General features: G+C 69.5%; 16 protein-coding genes and 1 tRNA gene. 10 read left to right on the plus strand and 7 right to left on the minus strand.

The window, feature by feature from the left end:
- Position 1 precedes the first annotated feature (1 nt).
- Positions 2 to 1,282: an alpha-hydroxy-acid oxidizing protein gene (locus ACI2JZ_RS14795; RefSeq protein ID WP_404598266.1), complete on the plus strand. Its 1,281-nt coding sequence runs from the start codon at positions 2 to 4 to the stop codon at positions 1,280 to 1,282.
- Between the two features lie 44 nt (positions 1,283 to 1,326).
- On the opposite strand, the gene ACI2JZ_RS14800 is transcribed toward ACI2JZ_RS14795, so the two are convergent.
- The 6 genes from ACI2JZ_RS14800 to ACI2JZ_RS14825 form a co-directional block, all read right to left on the minus strand.
- Positions 1,327 to 2,169, minus strand: coding sequence for a DUF1295 domain-containing protein (locus ACI2JZ_RS14800; RefSeq protein WP_404598267.1), 843 nt, complete (start codon positions 2,167 to 2,169; stop codon positions 1,327 to 1,329).
- Positions 2,170 to 2,224: 55 nt separating this feature from the next.
- Positions 2,225 to 2,980, minus strand: a complete 756-nt coding sequence (locus ACI2JZ_RS14805; RefSeq protein ID WP_404598268.1) for an HAD-IIB family hydrolase — start codon at positions 2,978 to 2,980, stop codon at positions 2,225 to 2,227.
- Positions 2,977 to 3,453, minus strand: coding sequence for a VanZ family protein (locus ACI2JZ_RS14810; RefSeq protein WP_404598269.1), 477 nt, complete (start codon positions 3,451 to 3,453; stop codon positions 2,977 to 2,979). The genes ACI2JZ_RS14805 and ACI2JZ_RS14810 overlap by 4 nt, the downstream gene beginning before the upstream one ends.
- A gap of 68 nt (positions 3,454 to 3,521) precedes the next feature.
- Positions 3,522 to 3,598 (minus strand) — tRNA-Pro (locus ACI2JZ_RS14815).
- 53 nt (positions 3,599 to 3,651) lie between these two features.
- Positions 3,652 to 4,587, minus strand: coding sequence for a metallophosphoesterase (locus ACI2JZ_RS14820; RefSeq protein ID WP_404598270.1), 936 nt, complete (start codon positions 4,585 to 4,587; stop codon positions 3,652 to 3,654).
- Positions 4,584 to 7,124, minus strand: coding sequence for a transglycosylase domain-containing protein (locus tag ACI2JZ_RS14825; protein WP_404598271.1), 2,541 nt, complete (start codon positions 7,122 to 7,124; stop codon positions 4,584 to 4,586). Before ACI2JZ_RS14825 ends, ACI2JZ_RS14820 begins: the two co-directional genes overlap by 4 nt.
- An 89-nt stretch (positions 7,125 to 7,213) precedes the next feature.
- Here ACI2JZ_RS14825 and ACI2JZ_RS14830 point away from each other — a divergent pair, with 89 nt between their 5' ends.
- Positions 7,214 to 7,438 carry a DUF4177 domain-containing protein gene (locus tag ACI2JZ_RS14830; RefSeq protein WP_247625076.1) on the plus strand — a complete coding sequence of 75 codons (225 nt, stop codon included), beginning with the start codon at positions 7,214 to 7,216 and terminating at the stop codon, positions 7,436 to 7,438.
- Positions 7,435 to 7,893 carry a RidA family protein gene (locus ACI2JZ_RS14835; protein WP_247634167.1) on the plus strand — a complete coding sequence of 153 codons (459 nt, stop codon included), beginning with the start codon at positions 7,435 to 7,437 and terminating at the stop codon, positions 7,891 to 7,893. The genes ACI2JZ_RS14830 and ACI2JZ_RS14835 overlap by 4 nt, the downstream gene beginning before the upstream one ends.
- 157 nt (positions 7,894 to 8,050) lie before the next feature.
- Here the strand turns inward: ACI2JZ_RS14835 and acs are convergent, their stop codons facing one another.
- A complete protein-coding gene (gene acs / locus ACI2JZ_RS14840) occupies positions 8,051 to 10,018 on the minus strand; it encodes an acetate--CoA ligase (protein ID WP_404598272.1) in 1,968 nt (655 codons plus the stop codon).
- 360 nt (positions 10,019 to 10,378) lie between these two features.
- On the opposite strand from acs, the gene ACI2JZ_RS14845 reads away from it, so the two are divergent.
- From ACI2JZ_RS14845 to tmk, 7 genes are all read left to right on the plus strand, one after another.
- Positions 10,379 to 11,392: a TadA family conjugal transfer-associated ATPase gene (locus tag ACI2JZ_RS14845; RefSeq protein ID WP_404598274.1), complete on the plus strand. Its 1,014-nt coding sequence runs from the start codon at positions 10,379 to 10,381 to the stop codon at positions 11,390 to 11,392.
- Complete coding sequence (locus ACI2JZ_RS14850) at positions 11,386 to 12,279, plus strand: type II secretion system F family protein (RefSeq protein ID WP_404598275.1); 894 nt, start codon at positions 11,386 to 11,388, stop codon at positions 12,277 to 12,279. Before ACI2JZ_RS14845 ends, ACI2JZ_RS14850 begins: the two co-directional genes overlap by 7 nt.
- Before the next feature lie 45 nt (positions 12,280 to 12,324).
- Positions 12,325 to 12,522 (plus strand): DUF4244 domain-containing protein, encoded by a 198-nt coding sequence (locus ACI2JZ_RS14855; protein WP_247634171.1) that lies wholly within the window; start codon positions 12,325 to 12,327, stop codon positions 12,520 to 12,522.
- A complete protein-coding gene (locus tag ACI2JZ_RS14860) occupies positions 12,522 to 12,878 on the plus strand; it encodes a TadE family type IV pilus minor pilin (RefSeq protein ID WP_404598276.1) in 357 nt (118 codons plus the stop codon). The genes ACI2JZ_RS14855 and ACI2JZ_RS14860 overlap by 1 nt, the downstream gene beginning before the upstream one ends.
- A complete protein-coding gene (locus ACI2JZ_RS14865) occupies positions 12,878 to 13,207 on the plus strand; it encodes a helicase (RefSeq protein WP_404598277.1) in 330 nt (109 codons plus the stop codon). Before ACI2JZ_RS14860 ends, ACI2JZ_RS14865 begins: the two co-directional genes overlap by 1 nt.
- Positions 13,208 to 13,286: 79 nt before the next feature.
- On the plus strand, positions 13,287 to 16,133 hold the full coding sequence (gene topA / locus ACI2JZ_RS14870; RefSeq protein ID WP_247625047.1) for a type I DNA topoisomerase: 2,847 nt from the start codon (positions 13,287 to 13,289) through the stop codon (positions 16,131 to 16,133).
- Complete coding sequence (tmk, locus tag ACI2JZ_RS14875; RefSeq protein ID WP_247625046.1) at positions 16,130 to 16,759, plus strand: dTMP kinase; 630 nt, start codon at positions 16,130 to 16,132, stop codon at positions 16,757 to 16,759. The genes topA and tmk overlap by 4 nt, the downstream gene beginning before the upstream one ends.
- The last annotated feature ends 4 nt before the right edge of the window (positions 16,760 to 16,763 follow it).

Below are 16,763 nucleotides of genomic sequence, written 5' to 3' on the forward strand. Positions count from 1 at the left end.
CATGGTTCAGCGCCAGGTGCCCAAGCCCGCCGAGCTCTTCGACCTGATGAAGTTCAAGAAGCCCGAGTTCAACGGGCGCAAGCGTCGCCTCGACGCCGCGCTCACGATCGATGACCTGCGCCTGATCGCGAAGCGCCGCACCCCGAAGGCCGCGTTCGACTACACCGACGGTGCGGCCGAGGGGGAGCTCTCCCTCACTCGCGCGCGCCAGGCCTTCCAGGACGTCGAGTTCCACCCCGGCATCCTGCGCCCGGCACCGACCGTCGACACGAGCGTCGAGATCCTCGGCGGCCCCTCCGCGCTGCCGTTCGGCATCGCCCCAACGGGCTTCACCCGTCTGATGCAGACCGAGGGCGAGTCCGCCGGTGCCGGCGCCGCGGCCGCTGCGGGCATCCCGTTCACGCTGTCGACGCTCGGCACGACCTCGATCGAGGACGTGAAGGCCGCCACCCTTCGAGAGCCTCAGGGACAGATTCCCGGAAGGAACTGGTTCCAGCTCTACGTCATGCGCGACCGCGAGATCTCCTACGAGCTCACCCGCCGCGCAGCCGCCGCAGGATTCGACACGCTGCAGTTCACGGTCGACACCCCGGTCGCCGGAGCCCGTCTGCGTGACAAGCGCAACGGCTTCAGCATCCCGCCGCAGCTCACCCTCGGCACGATCATCAACGCGATCCCGCGCCCCTGGTGGTGGTACGACTTCCTCACCACCCCGAAGCTCGAGTTCGCCTCGCTGAGCACCACGGGCGGCACCGTCGGCGAGCTGCTCGACGCCGCCATGGACCCGACCATCAGCTATGACGACCTCGCCGTCATCCGCGACATCTGGCCCGGCAAGATCGTCATCAAGGGCGTGCAGAACGTCGAGGACTCCGTGCGTCTGCGCGATGCGGGTGTCGACGGCATCGTGCTCTCGAACCACGGCGGGCGCCAGCTCGACCGCGCGCCGATCCCGTTCCACCTGCTGCCGAGCGTGCGCCAGGCGGTGGGTGACGACTTCACCGTCATGATCGACACCGGCATCATGAACGGCGCAGACATCGTGGCCGCCGTGGCCCTGGGCGCGGACTTCACGCTCATCGGCCGGGCGTACCTCTACGGTCTGATGGCCGGCGGACGCCAGGGCGTCGACCGAACCATCGCCATCCTGCGCAGCGAGATCGAGCGCACGATGCGTCTGCTCGGCGTCTCGACGCTGGCCGAGCTCGAGCCCGGACACGTCACCCAGCTGCAGCGCCTCGTTCCGGTGGTTCGCCCCGCCGCCGAGGCAGTCGTGCGCTGAGGCGCATCCGTTCTGTCGAACGACGAAGCGCCGTCGTGCCCCGCTCAGGTCTGGGGTGCGACGGCGCTTCGGCGTGGAGGCCAGGGCACGAGCATCGAGGTGGTGCGGCGGTACTCCGCGTACGCGGGGTACTTCGCGGCGGTGATCGACTCGGTGAAGATCGTCGAGCCGATGAACAGGAGCGAGAGCAGCACGGCTCCGACGATCGTCGGGTTCAGGGCGCCCCCGACGAGTCCTGCGCCTCCCGAGACGGCCGCGCTCGCGCCCAGCGCGTAGAACGCCCACCACTGCGCCTGCTCGAAGAAGAAGTTGGGGTGGCGGCTGTAACGGAAGAGCCCGGTGGTCGCGAAACCGGGGGAGAGGGTGCCTCCCGCCGCCTTCTTGCGCTGGTGGAAGACCCACTGCTGCTGGTCGGCGATCGTCTCACCGGCGAGGAAGGCGAGGAAGGCGGCGATGAAAAGCACATCCCAGCCGGTCATCGCGGACGGATGCCGCGCGGCCACCATCGCCGGGAGCGTGATGAGCACGAGCAGGGTCATCTGGTAGGCGATGATGAAGAACAGGTTGAAGAGCTGGAACTGCCAGGGGCGCATGCGTCCGCGCAGGATCGCCCAGCGGTAGTCCTCCATGCCGGTGTAGCCGCCCTTGCGGGCGAAGTTGAACGTGAGGCGCGCGCCCCAGGCCGTGGCGAGCAGCCCCATCGCGACGAGCCGCGCCGATCCGTCGCCCTCGGCGAAGGCGACGCCCACGAAGATCCACACGTAGGCGACCGGGACGATCGACCACGCGCGATCGACCCAGGAGGTGTCGCGGGTGATCAGCGACAGCACCCAGCAGACGAGGCTGGCAACGGCCGCCACGATGATGACGATGAGCAGAGCGTCCATGCCGCCATGCTAGGCCCGGAGCGGGCGTGAGCGGCGGATGCCTGCGAAAGGTCGATCAGAGCGTGGGGAGGAGGGCGTCGAGCTTGTCGGCCGTGTCCTCCCAGCTCTCGACCGCGACCGAGGGCACGCCGATCGCGAGCACGGGGTAGTCGTTGCCCCCCTCGTCGAGACGGTCGCCGAAGAAGAGCATGTCGGTGAGGGGGATGCCGGTGAGGTCGGCGAGGCGCGTCATCCCGAACGCCTTGTCGATGCCGGCGCGGGTGATGTCGATCGACGTCGACCCGCCCGAGCGCACCTCGAGGCCGGGGAGGCGGGCGGCGACGGCATCGCGCAGCGCGGCGCGCTTCGCGCCCGTCGGGTCCCACGCGTGCTTGGCGTCGCTCGGCGCGCGCTGCCCGAGGGCCGAGAAGGTGATCTGCGAGCCGCGGTCCTCGAGGATCTCGCCCCAGGGCTCCGCCTCCCACAGATCGAGGCGTTCGGCCTCCTCCCGCAGGGCGGTGAGGGCGGCGGACTTCTCGTCGTCGGTGAGGTCGTGCGCGTAGACGGTGGCGAACGCGGTGCCGTCGTGGCGCAGGTAGCGGGTGCCGCAGGTGGGCAGGAGGTGCAGTCGGCCGAGCTCGGCGGCATCCGCATCGGTCAACTGGGCGACGACCTGGGTGCGGAACTGCGTCTCGTTGCCGCCCGAGATGATCGCGACGTCGACCCGATGCAGCAGGGCCTGGAGCAGGGCGGCGATGCGCGGGGTGATCGCCGCCTTCGAGGTGGCGAGCGTGTCATCGAGGTCGAAGGCGACGAGGGAGGGCGCGGTCATGATGCTTCCAGCCTACGAGAGGGCGAGGGGCCGGAGAGCACGGCGACGAGGAGTGTGGACAACACCGCGAGGACGACGCCGATCGTCGCTCCGGTCGAGTTAGCGATCACGTCGGAGACGGTTGCCGCGCGGTGCGGAAGCACCAGACGCTGGAACACTTCGATGCCGATCGAGATCGCGGGACCGACGAGGAAGGCGAGGCTCCAAACCGGGCGGGGGAGCAGCACGAACGCCAGGATTCCCACCGGCACGAAGACGAAGACGTTCGCGAGGATCTCGAGGCGGGTGAAATCGAGTGATGCCCAGCCGAGACGGTGCGCGGTCGACAGCACGAGGTCGAGAAGGTTGGGCAGACGCTGTTCGACGCGCGACGGCGTGAGGGTGAGCGCGACGAGTCCGGCGAGGAACGGGATGCCGAGGCCCAGAGCCCAGGCGCGCGTGCGGCGACGCGGCGGGGGGAGGAGCGAGCCCATGCCGTCCCTTCGATCCGCGGTCGGGGTACAGAGAAGGCCGCCCCGCAGGGCGGCCTTTCCGGTGTTACTGGTCGGGGTGACAGGATTTGAACCTGCGACCTCTTCGTCCCGAACGAAGCGCGCTACCAAGCTGCGCCACACCCCGTTTTGCAACCCTCCGAGTCTACAAGGAAAAGTCGCGAGCGCCCAATCGAGCGCTCAGGCCCGCGCGGTGAGCGTGAGCAGCGTCGCCTCCGGGCGACAGGCGAAGCGCACCGGGGCGTAGATCGAATGCCCGCAGCCCGCGCTGACGTTGAGCGGCACGGCGCGGTCGCCGTGCGTCCAGGTGCTCAGCCCCTTGGCCTGCTTCAGGGGGATGTCGCAGTTCGCGACCAAGGCGCCGAAGCCGGGGAGGCACACCTGGCCGCCGTGCGTGTGGCCGCCGAGGATCGCGTCGGCGCCGAGGTCGATGAACCCGTTGAGCACCCGCTGGTACGGCGCGTGCGTGACCCCGAGCACCGGTGTGCCGGCCTGTGCCGGGCCGAGCGCCGCGATCGCGGCGGGGAGCTCGTCGAGGCGGTCCCAGTCGCGGTGGGCGTCGTTGACGCCGAAGAGGTCGATGTCGCGCCCGGCGACCGACAGCCGCGCGGCGGTGTTGTCGAGTCCCGTCCACCCGAGCTCGTCGGTGAAGTAGCGATCCATCGCGTCGGTGTCGAGCAGGCGCGGGGCGCTCGTGTGCTTCGACGGACCGGTGAAGTACTTGAACGGGTTGCGCGGCGAGGGCTCGTTGACGTCGTTCGAGCCGTGCACGAAGACGCCGGGGATGCCGGCGAACGGATCGAACGCACGACGGATGCCGTCGAGCCCCTCGCGATGCCCGAGGTTGTCTCCGGTGTTGACGATCAGGTCGGGCTTCAGCTGTGCGAGCGAGGCGAGCCAGTCCTGCTTGCGGTGCTGCCAGGGCGCCATGTGAGCGTCGGACAGGTGCAGGATGCGCAGGGGAGCGGAGCCGGGCGGCAGAGCGGATGCTTCGACCTCGCGCACCGTGAACAGGTAGCGCTCGATGCCGATGCCCCAGACCGCCGCCGCAACGCCCACGGCCCCCACCGCGCCGAGCGCGATGAGGGCCGGGTGCACCGAAGAGCTGCGGGTCACTCGCAGACCACGGTCACGGTCGTGGTCTTGCTCGCAGCACTGCCCGGGGCCGGGTCGGTGCTGATCACCTTCTTGCCTCCGCCGTTGCAGGAGGCGTCGAACTGGAGCGACTCGAACCCGGCGGCGAAGAGGGAGGCCTGGGCGGCGCTTCGCGACTTACCGATCAGGTCGGCCGGGACCGTCGTGGCCTGTCCGTTGCTGGGCGAGATCGTGACGTTCGCGCCCGTCGGAGCCTGACCGGACGGATCCTGCGCGGCGACGATGTTGGTCGCTTGCGAGCCGTCGACCGGCGCTCCGACCGAAACCGCGAATCCGGCACCTTCAAGGGCGGCGGTCGCCTCTTCGATCGTCATCCCGACAACGCTGGGCACGTCGGTGAGGATCTGGCGGGAGAGGTTCGGGTCGGGCTGCGGGAAGGCGTTACCGCCGTAGATGTCGTTCGCGGCGGCCTGCGCCGCCCTCGCGATGGGGTAGCGGATCTCGTTGAGAAGTCCACCCTTCTGCGAGGGCACCTGGAAGATGTCCGCCTCGCCCTGCCAGCGTCCGGCCCACACCGCGGTCGTGACGTTGGTGCTCGACTCGATCATCATGGTCCCCGAGCGGTTATGGGTACCGGTCTTGCCGATCATCGGCGTTCCGTCGAAGGGGTTGGCCCGTGCACCCGTACCACCGCTCGCCATGACACCCTGCAGCGCGAAGGCGGCGGTCGCGGCGACCTCGGGCGTGAGCACGCCCTCCTTGCAGGCCACCGGCGGAATCGCATGCTCGGTGCCGTCGGCGTTCAGCACCTTCTCGATCGCACGCGGCGCGCAGTAGGTGCCGCCGTTCGCGACGGTCGCGTAGGCCGCGGCCATTGCCATCGGCGAGATGTTCTTCGGCCCGAGCACGTCGTACGGGACGTTCGAGTCGGTGACCTTCTCACCCGTGCCGTACGTGACGCCCATGCGGTCGGCGACCTTGTTGATGTCGCAGATGTCGAGCTTCGCGGCCATCGCGAAGAAGCCACTGTTGAGCGACTGTGCGGTGAAGTTGAGCACGTTGCTCGTGTATCCGCGGTTCCCGCCGAAGTTGCCGATCTCCGCAGTGTTGATCGTCTGCGTTCCGCCGCACACGTTCATCTTGAGGTTTCGCTGCACGGATCCGTTGAGCGTCTCTCTCACCGAGTGCCCCTTCTCGAGCCAGTCGATGAGGGTGAAGATCTTGTACGTCGATCCGACCGGGAAGCCGGTCGAGTTGCCGTGCGTCTTGTCGCCCGCGAACACCAGCGAGGTGAACGCCTGATCGTCGGTCTTCGTCTCGCTGAACGTGGTGTTCTGCGTCATCGCGATGATGTTGCCGTTTGAGGTGTTGAGCGAGACGCCGGCGGCACCGAAGTACTGGTTGTCCATGTTGCCCGGGGCATTGTCGGCCATGGCCTGGGCGGCCGGTCCCTGCACGCGCAGGTCGAGCGTGGTGTAGATCTTCAGGCCGCCGCGGCGCAGCAGCTCGCTGCGGTCCTGGCGGGTCTCACCGAAGATCGGATCGTTCTCGATGATCGACTTGGCGTACTGGCAGAAGTACGCGTTTTGGCCGGCGGTGGCGCATCCCTGCACGGTTGGGGTGATCTTGGGCTCGATGGGCGAGGCCTTGGCCTCGTCGTGCTCGGCCTGCGTGATCTTGCCGTCGGCGAGCATGCGGCCGAGCACGTAGTCGCGGCGGTTGAGGGTGTCGGCGTAGCCGTCGGCCGCGGAGTTCTCGCCCTCGGTGCGGTCGATGCGCAGGTTGTTCGGGTTCTGCACGATGCCGGCCAGCGTCGCTGCCTGGGCGATCGTGAGGTTCGACGCGGATGCCGAGAAGTAGTACTTGGCGGCGGCCTCGATGCCGTAGACGGTGCCGCCGAAGTTCGCGATGTTGAGGTAGCCGAGCAGGATGTCGTTCTTCGACGACGTCTTCTCGATCTGAATGGCGTAGCGCATCTCCTGCAGCTTGCGCTCGATGCCGTCAGCGCCCTTGGCGTTGGTCGCGTCGAGCCAGCACTGCTGCAGGTCCTCCGAGTAGGTCTCCGAGGCGGCGTCCGCCTTCTGCTCGCACTCCTGGATCTGCACGTTCTTCACGAACTGCTGCGTGATGGTCGACGCACCGCGGCTCGACGTCTTGCGCAGGTTGTCGATGACGGCCTTGACGGTGGCGCCGAGGTTGACGCCGCCGTGGCTGTAGAAGTTCTTGTCCTCGCTCGAGAGGATGGCGTTGATGAGCGTCGGCGACAGCTGCTCGTACGTCACCGGCACGCGGTTCTGCTCGTAGAACGAGGCGAGGGCGATGTTCTCACCCGTGTTCGGGTCGGTCGCGTAGATGGTCGACTGCTCCATCGGAGCGTTGACGTCGAGGTTCGCGGGGAGGTCTTCGAACAGCGTCACGGCGCTGTTTCCGGCGATGCCGGCCATCGCGAGGACGGGCGTGACGCTGGTGGTGACAAGAAGGCCGGCGACGGCGCTCAGACCGACGAGCCCGAGCAGACCGCCGAGCACGCCTTTCACCGTACGGTTCTTTTGAGGCATACGCTTGATCGTAGGGGAGTTCCCTGAATACCGCCTTTGACGGGCCCGCGTTCGTCCGCTGCGCCCGCACGACGATCCGATGGAGTGCCATGACCACGTGGGAATACCTCACCACGCCGCTGCTGATCCACAACACCGCTGCGATCCTCAACAACTGGGGCAAGCAGGGCTGGGAGCTCGTCCAGGTGGTGCAGGGTCCCGAGGGCGGACTCGTCGCCTACTTCAAGCGCCCCGTCACGCAGGACGGCTCGAACGAGACCGGTCTCGCGGCTGCCGCCCAGGCCGCCCGCCAGTTCGAGGGCGGTGCCGCGTGAGCATCTCCGCACGCCTCGCCGAACTCGGCATCGAGCTGCCCGCCGTCGCCGCCCCGGTCGCCGCCTACGTCCCCGCTGTCGTGCATGCAGGGCTCGTCTACACCTCGGGCCAGCTCCCGTTCACCGATGGTGCTCTTCCCGCGACCGGCAAGGTCGGCGCGGCGGTCGACGCCGCCGACGCCCAGGCCTACGCCCGCACCTGCGCGCTGAACGCGCTCGCCGCCGCGGCGGATGCCGCCGGCGGTGTCGACCGGATCGCCGGGGTGCTGCGCGTCGGTGGGTTCGTGGCATCCGTTCCCGAGTTCTCGGGCCAGCCCGGCGTCATCAACGGCGCGAGCGAAGTGCTCGGCGAGATCTTCGGCGACGCTGGCCGTCACGCCCGCGCCGCCGTCGGCGTGCCCGTGCTGCCGCTCGACAGCCCCGTCGAGGTCGAGGTCACCTTCCTCCTCGCCTGATCGGCCCGCGGCATCCGCCTCTCCCTACCGGGAGGTGAGAAGCCCGGTCGCAGCAGATCGATGGCGAGCGCAGCGATGCCCCTGCGCCGGGCGATCGGGGTGCAGGGGTCCCCGTCTCGACCGGCGCAGGGGCATCGCGGAGCGGACCCCCGAGAAACTACTTGACCTGCGACGAGATGATCGTCATCACGGCGGTGTCGGCCAGCGTCGTCGTGTCGCCGACCTCGCGACCCTCCGCGACGTCGCGCAGCAGGCGGCGCATGATCTTGCCGGAGCGGGTCTTGGGCAGCTCGCCCACGATGTAGACGTCGCGCGGGCGGGCGATCGCCCCGATCTGCTCGCCGACCCACAGACGCAGCTGCTGAGCGAGACCGGCGGGGTCGTGCGCTGAGAGGTAGCTCTCCTTGATGATGACGAAGGCGACGACCGCCTGGCCCGTCGTCTCGTCGGACGCCCCGACCACGGCCGCCTCGGCGGTGGCCTCGTGGGCGACGAGCGACGATTCGATCTCGGCCGTCGAGAGGCGGTGGCCCGAGACGTTCATCACGTCGTCGACGCGTCCGAGCAGCCAGAGGTCGCCGTCGTCGTCGAGGCGTGCGCCGTCGCCGGCGAAGTAGTAGCCCTGGTCCTCGAACTTCTCCCAGTAGGTCTCGCGGAAGCGCTCCGGGTCGCCCCAGATGCCGCGCAGCATGCTCGGCCAGGGTTCGGTCACCACGAGCAGGCCGCCGTTGCCGTTGCCGACCTCCTGACCCTGCTCGTCGACGACGTCGATGCGGATGCCGGGGAGCGGCACCTGCGCCGAGCCCGGCTTCGTGGCGGTGACTCCCGGCAGCGGCGAGACCATGATCGCGCCGGTCTCGGTCTGCCACCACGTGTCGACGATGGGGGCGCGGTTCCCGCCGATGACCTCGCGGTACCACATCCACGCCTCGGGGTTGATGGGCTCTCCCACCGATCCGAGCACGCGCAGCGACGAGAGGTCGAACTTCTGCGGGACGCTGCGTCCGATCTTCATGAACGACCGGATGGCGGTCGGGGCGGTGTAGAAGATCGACACCTTGTACTTCTCGATGATCTCCCACCAGCGGCCGGGGTGCGGGGCATCCGGGGTGCCTTCGTAGATGACCTGCGTGGCTCCGTTCGCGAGCGGGCCGTAGGTCACGTAGGAATGCCCGGTGATCCAGCCGATGTCGGCCGTGCACCAGTAGACGTCGCTGTCGGCGTGCAGGTCGAAGACGTACTTGTGCGAATACGCGGCCTGCGTGAGGTAGCCGCCGGACGTGTGCAGGATGCCCTTCGGCTTCCCGGTGGTGCCCGAGGTGTAGAGGATGAAGAGGGGGTTCTCGGCGGGGAACGCCTCGGCGGTGTGCTCGGCGGATGCCGCGGGCACGGCCTCGTGCCACCAGACGTCGCGACCGTCGACCCAGTCGACCTCGTTGCCTCCGCGACGCACGACGAGCACGTGCTCGACCGTGAGCTGCTCGCCGTCTCCGCGGTCGCTCAGCGCCTGGTCGACGGCCGGCTTGAGCGCCGAGACGCGACCCTTGCGGTAACCGCCGTCGGCGGTGATGACGACCTTGGCGCCGGCGTCGTCGATGCGCGCCCGCAGGCTGTCGGCGCTGAATCCGCCGAAGACCACCGAGTGGATGGCGCCGAGACGCGCGACGGCGAGCATCGCGGCGACGGCTTCGGGGATCATCGGCAGGTAGATGGCGACGCGGTCGCCCTGACCGACGCCGAGATCGGCGAGCACGTTGGCCGTGCGCTTGACCTCGTCGGTCAGCTCGGCGTAGGTGATGCTGCGGCTGTCGCCGGGCTCGCCCTCCCAGTGCAGAGCGACGCGGTCGCCGTTGCCCTGCTCGACATGGCGGTCGAGGCAGTTGTAGGCGACGTTGAGCTCGCCGTCGTCGAACCACTTGGCGAACGGCGGGGCGGACCAGTCGATAACCCGGGTGAACGGCGTGTGCCAGTGCAGCAGCTCGCGCGACTGATCGGCCCAGAAGCCCTCGCGGTCCGCGGCGGCGCGCTCGTAGAGATCGGGGGAGGAGATCGACTGGGCGACGAACTCCTCGGACGGCGGGAACTGGCGGTTCTCATCGAGAAGGTGGTCGATCTGACTGCTCATCGGCAGACGCTCCTTTGCGGCTGGGGTCGATCCCGGGTGGTGCGTCCGGGACAGGGCGAATCTAGTCTCGCGCACGGGGGATCAATACTGCCGAAAGTCGGTAGTCGCGTCGGTTTTGTCAGGACGGTTGCCTTGCGTACACTCGACCTCAGCCGAATACTCATTCCGGCCTTGGCGCGCCCGATTCCCCCGATCGGTGCCCGCCCCGGGCGGCACCTCATTCCCCCCGTGAGGTGCCGCCTTTCTCGTTACCGGCGAGGCGCCGCGATCGGTTCTGCACGGCGCGCCGATGCCGTGGGTTCTGCACAGCGACCGCATCCGTGGACGGGCGGGGTCCCACCCGTTGCCTAGCGTCGGGGCATGGCCGATCCGTTCATCCTCCAGCCCCGGGGCGCCGAGAGCCCGCACGGCGCCTCGGTGCCGATCCCGCCGGCCCCGCTGCGGATCGACCCCGCGTTCGGGATGCTGGCCGAGCACTGCGCCGACGACGCCGTCACCGATGTCTTCGTCAACGGCGACGGAGGGCTGTTCCTCGATCGGGGCGAGGGCGCCGAACCCGTCTCCGCGTGGCGGGCATCCGAACGAGAGGTCCGCGATCTCGCGGTCGCGCTCGTCGGTCTCGGAGGGCGCCATCTCGACGACCAGTCGCCGTGCGTCGACGTGCGGCTCGACTCCGGCATCCGCGTGCACGCCGTACTCGCCCCCGTCGCGGCCAGCGGCACCGCCATCTCGATCCGCATCCCTCGGGTGCGCGCCGCCGACCTCGATGCGCTCGCGGCGCTCGGCTGCTTCGACGCACGGATGCAGCGGTGGCTGATGAGCCTGGTGCATGAGCGGGCGAATCTGCTGATCACCGGAGGCACGGGCACGGGCAAGACGACGCTGCTCTCCGCGCTGCTCTCAGAAGCCGCGGACTCCGAGCGTCTCGTGACGATCGAAGATGTCGCCGAGCTGCGGCCGCGGCATCCTCACCATGTCGCCCTCGAAGCACGCCAGGCCAACCTCGAGGGCGCGGGAGGGATCAGCCTGGCGCGTCTGGTGAGGGAGTCGCTGCGCATGCGGCCGGATCGGCTGATCGTGGGCGAGTGCCGCGGTGAGGAGATCCGTGAACTGCTCACCGCGCTCAACACCGGGCACGATGGTGGCGCCGGGACCCTGCATGCGAGTGGACTGACCGATGTGCCGGCGCGACTGGAAGCACTCGGGGCACTTGCGGGGATGGATTCCACGGCGCTGGCGCGGCAGACCGTGAGCGCCTTCAGCACCGTGCTGCATCTCGTGCGCGATCCCGGCGGAACCCGGCGCATCGCGCAGGCCGGGGTGTTCGCGCTCGCGGACGAGCGGCTGACGATCGAGGAGGTGCGGCCATGGTGAGGCGGCGAGTACGGGATGTGACGCACGGTGCGGATGCCGCGACCTCCGTGCAGACGCTGGCCGTGCTGTTGCAGGCGGGAGCCATGCCGACGGTGGCCTGGCGGCATCTCGCAGAGACCGGTGACCGGCACGCGATCGCCATCGTGTCGCGCATCGACGCGGGCGAGCCCATCGCCGCCGCGATCGAGGCGGAGGGCGGGGTGTGGGTCGATCTCGCAGCCGCCTGGGAGATCGCGACCACGGTGGGCGCACCGCTCGCCGAGGTGCTGCGCACGCTGGCCGAGACCCTGCGCGACGCCGCGTCCGCGGCCGATGACGTGCGCATCGCCCTCGCCGAACCTGCCGGCACGGCGCGCCTGCTGCTGTGGATGCCGCTCGCCGGTCTTCTCCTGGGGTTCGCGCTGGGCTTCGACACGATCGGGGTCATCACTCGGAACCCGATCGGCGCCGCCTGCGTGCTCGCCGGGGGAGCGCTCGTGCTCCTCGCGCGGGCCTGGACGGCGAGCCTGCTCCGGCGTGCGCGGCCGTCACCGGGAACACCGGGCATGCGCGCCGAACTCGTCGCCGTGGCCCTGGCGGGTGGAGCCTCGATCGACCGGGCTCTGGGGCTCCTCGACGCGGTCGGATCGATCGCGCACGGGGGAGAGGACCGTGTGCCCGACGTGCTCGAACTGTCGCGCGCGGCGGGCGTCCCCGCCGTGGAGCTCCTCCGCGCGTCGGCTGCCCAGGAGCGCCACACGTCGCGGGTCGAGGGCAGGTTGCGCGCCTCGCGCCTCTCGACGCGGCTGCTCCTCCCGCTCGGCGTCTGCACGCTCCCCGCCTTCCTGCTGCTGGGCGTCGCACCGATGCTCCTCAGCGTCCTGACCTCCACACCGCTCCCGATATGAGCGGAACGACGACGCGACCGCGTCACACCAGAAAGAAGGAACACCATGCACGCACTTCCCCCACTCGACCGGCGTCGGGCCGCATCGCTGTTCGGCGACGAAACCGGAGCGGCGACGGCCGAGTACGCGATCACCACGATGGCCGCCGTGGCCTTCGCGGGTCTGCTCGTGGTCATCATGCGCTCCGACGAGGTGCGCGGCATCCTCACCGACCTGGTGCGCCGGGCGCTGACCGTGGCGTGATGCCGCGATTCCGACTCACGCGGCTCGGCGGTGACCGGGGATCGGTCGCCGCCGAGTTGGCCCTCGCGCTGCCGGCGGTCGTCCTCGTGCTCGCCCTCGGCGTCGGAGCGCTCGGCGCCGCCACGCGTCAGGTGTCCCTGCAGGATGCGGCGGCCGATGCCGCCCGCCTCCTCGGGCGAGGCGAAGACACGGGGCGCGCCGCCGATGCCGTGGCGCGCGCGGCGCCGGGTGCCACCATGTCGTCCGCGAGTTCCGGCGACCTCGTCTGCGTGACGGCGCGCACGGAGGTGGCCGTCGGCAATGTCCTCACCGTGCCGCTGCAGGCATCGAGCTGCGCCCTGGCGGGCGGTCTCTGATGGCCGGATCCGCGCTCGCCACCGGCGTTCTGGTGACAGCGGCCGGCCTCGCCCTCGGGCTCGCCGCGGTCGGCGGTGCCGCCGTCACCGCGCAACGGGTCGCCGGCGCGGCGGATGCCGCGGCGCTCGCCGCGGCGGATGCCGTCAGCGGTGCCGTCGTCGTCGCCGACGAGCCCTGCGCCGTCGCGGCGCGGGTGGCCGGGGCTGCGGGTGCGACCCTCACCGGATGCTCGATCGAGGGCTTCGTGGCGACCGTGCAGGTGGAGTCGGCGTACGCTGGAGTCGTTGCCGTCTCCCGAGCCCGTGCCGGGCCTCCCGAGGGCGAATGACGGCAGAACGTACCTCCTCACTGCGACACACCCGGATAGCAGGGGTGTGTATGGTGTGCTTCGAAGAAAGGACGCACCCTTGGCTGAAGGCAAGAAGCTCGTCATCGTCGAGTCTCCGACGAAGATGCGGTCGATTCAGGGATACCTCGGCGACGGCTACGAGGTGCTCAGCTCCGTCGGCCACATCCGCGACCTCGCTGACAAGCGGGACATCCCGGCCGCCGACAAGGAGGCCTACGGGAAGTACTCGATCGACATCGAGAACGGCTTCGACCCCTACTACGTCGTCTCCGATCGCAAGACGAAGACGGTCGCCGAGCTCAAGCGCGCCCTGAAGACCGCCGACGAGCTCCTGCTCGCCACTGATGAGGACCGCGAGGGCGAGGCGATCGCCTGGCACCTGCTCGAGACCCTCAAGCCCAAGGTCCCCGTCAAGCGCATGGTCTTCCACGAGATCACCAAGGACGCGATCCAGGCAGCCGTCGGCAACACCCGCGAACTCGATCACGCGCTCGTCGATGCGCAGGAGACCCGCCGCATCCTCGACCGCTTGTACGGCTGGGATGTCTCGCCCGTCCTCTGGTACAAGGTCAAGACCGGCATCTCAGCCGGCCGCGTGCAGTCCGCCGCCACCCGCCTGATCGTCGACCGGGAACGCGAGCGCATGGCGTTCGTCTCGGCCGAGTACTGGGACGTCGACGCCGCTGCGGCCGCGACCGGAACGTCGTTCCGCATCCGCCTCGTGCGCGTCGACGGCGGACAGCTCGCTCGCGGCACCGACTTCGACGACCGCGGTGCCCTGAAGAAGGCCGTCGTCGTCCTCGACGAAGCCAAGGCGCAGGCCCTCGCCCAGGCCGTCGAATCGGCCGGCGCCGGTACGGTGACCAAGGTCGAGGCCAAGCCCGGCACCCGCAGCCCCTACGCCCCGTTCACCACCTCCACGATGCAGCAGGAGGCGGGGCGCAAGCTCTCGATGGGGGCGAAGCAGGCGATGAGCGTCGCCCAGCGCCTCTACGAGAAGGGGTACATCACCTATATGCGTACCGACTCCACGTCGCTGAGCACCCAGGCGGTGCAGGCGGCGCGGAGCCAGGCGGTCGCGCTCTACGGTGACTCCGCGGTGCCGCTCAAGCCCCGCGTGTACAAGTCGAAGAGCAAGAACGCGCAGGAGGCGCACGAGGCGATCCGTCCCTCGGGCGACAACTTCCGCACCCCCGCGTCGCTCTCGTCCGAGCTCGACCGTGACGAGCAGCGCCTCTACGACCTGATCTGGAAGCGCACCGTCGCCAGCCAGATGGCCGACGCGAAGTACGAGACGACGACCGTCACGATCGCGGTGAACGCTGCCGGGCAGGTCGCGGAGTTCACGGCATCCGGAACGGTCTACACCTTCAAGGGATTCCTCGAGGCGTACGAAGAGGGTCGCGACGAGAAGCGCGGCGATGCGGATGCCGCCGAGAACCAGTCGCTCCCGGCCGTCGCCGTGGGCGATGAGCTGTCGGTCGCCGAAGCCGAGGCCAAGGGGCACCGCACGACGCCGAAGCCGCGGTACACCGAGGCATCGCTTGTGAAGGTGCTCGAGGAGAAGGGCATCGGGCGTCCGTCGACGTTCGCGACGATCCCCGAGACGATCCTCGATCGCGGCTACGCGGTCAAGCGCGGCCAGGCGCTCGTGCCGACGTGGCTCGCCTTCAGCGTCGTCCGCCTGCTCGAAGAGCACTTCGCCGAGCTGGTCGACTACGACTTCACGGCCTCGCTCGAGGACGACCTCGACACGATCGCACGCGGCGAGCAGGACCGCGTCGAGTGGTTGAAGGGCTTCTACTTCGGTTCCGACGCGCACGTCGGCCTGCGCAAGGTCGTCGACAACCTCGGCGAGATCGATGCGCGAGCGCTCAACTCGACACCGATCACCGACACCGCGACCCTGCGCTTCGGCAAGTACGGCCCCTACCTCGAGGTCGCCGACCCCGAGAACCCCGAGGCCAAGCCGCGCATCGTCAACGTCCCGGAAGACCTCGCGCCCGACGAGCTCACGGCCGAGAAGGCGCAGGAGCTCATCGACGCTCCGGTCGCCGGCGACCGCGTTCTCGGAGAGAACCCCGAGAACGGCAAGATCGTCGTCGTCAAGGACGGACGCTTCGGCCCGTACGTGCAGGAGAACGACCCGGTGTCCGAGGACGCCGCGGTCGACGAGACGACCGGTGAGGTCGTCGAAGCTCCGAAGAAGCGCGGTGCCAAGAAGGAGACCGCGCCCAAGCCGCGCACCGCATCGCTCTTCAAGTCGATGTCGGTCGACGCGATCGATCTCGACACCGCCCTGCAGCTGCTCACCCTGCCTCGCGTCGTCGGCGTCGACCCCGAATCGGGCGACGAGATCACCGCCCAGAACGGCCGCTTCGGTCCGTACCTGAAGAAGGGCGCCGATTCGCGCTCGCTCGAGAGCGAATCGCAGATCTTCGACGTGACCCTCGAGCAGGCGCTCGAGATCTACACGCAGCCCAAGTACGGTGCCCGACGGGCATCCAGCGCGCTCGCCGAGTTCGACGCCGACCCGGTCAGCGGCAAGCCGATCCGCATTCGTGACGGTCGATTCGGCGCCTACGTGACCGACGGGGAGACCAACGTCACGATCCCACGCGGCCAGAAGCCCGAGGACATCACCTTCGAGATCGCCGTGCAGATGCTCGCCGACAAGCGCGCGAAGGGCCCCGCTCCCAAGCGCGGCTCGCGTGCGGCGGCGAAGAAAGCGCCGGCCAAGAAGGCTCCCGCCAAGAAGGCTCCTGCCAAGAAGGCTCCTGCCAAGAAGGCTGCAGCGAAGAAGGCTCCGACGGATGCCGAGAAGGCAGCCGCACGCTCGGCTGCGGCGAAGAAGGCGGCCGCGACGCGCGCCGCGAACGCCGCCGCGAAGAAGGCCGGTTCGTGACGGAAGGCCGCGGTCGCTGGATCACGCTCGAGGGCGGTGACGGCTCGGGCAAGACCACGCAGTCGGATCTGCTCGCCTCCTGGCTGTCGGAGACCGGCCACGAGGTCGTGCGCACGCGCGAGCCCGGCGGGTCGGAGGTCGGCCAGCTGATCCGCGACATCGTGCTCCACCACCGCGGCGACATCGCGCCGCGTGCCGAGGCCCTGCTGTACGCGGCGGACCGGGCGCATCACGTCGCGACCGTCGTGCGCCCCGCGCTCGAGCGGGGCGACATCGTGCTGCAGGATCGATACCTCGACTCGTCCGTCGCCTACCAGGGCGCGGGCCGCGTGCTCGATGCGACCGAGATCCGCGAGCTGTCGCTCTGGGCCGCCGAGGGGGCGCTGCCCGACCTCACGGTGCTGCTCGACCTCGACCCGCAGACCGCCCGCACCCGGCTCGACTCGGCAGACAAGCCCTTCGATCGGCTCGAAGCGGAGAAGGCCGAATTCCACGGTCGAGTGCGCCATGCGTACCTTGCGCTCGCCGCCGCAGAACCGGAACGCTTCCTCGTGATCGACGCCTCCTCGCCGGTCGACGTGATCGCCGGCGAGATCCGTGCGCGGGTCGCGTCGTTCCTGGCCTGAGCCC

The sequence above is a fragment of the Microbacterium sp. NPDC087868 genome (assembly GCF_044900755.1).
Lineage (GTDB): Bacteria > Actinomycetota > Actinomycetes > Actinomycetales > Microbacteriaceae > Microbacterium > Microbacterium galbinum.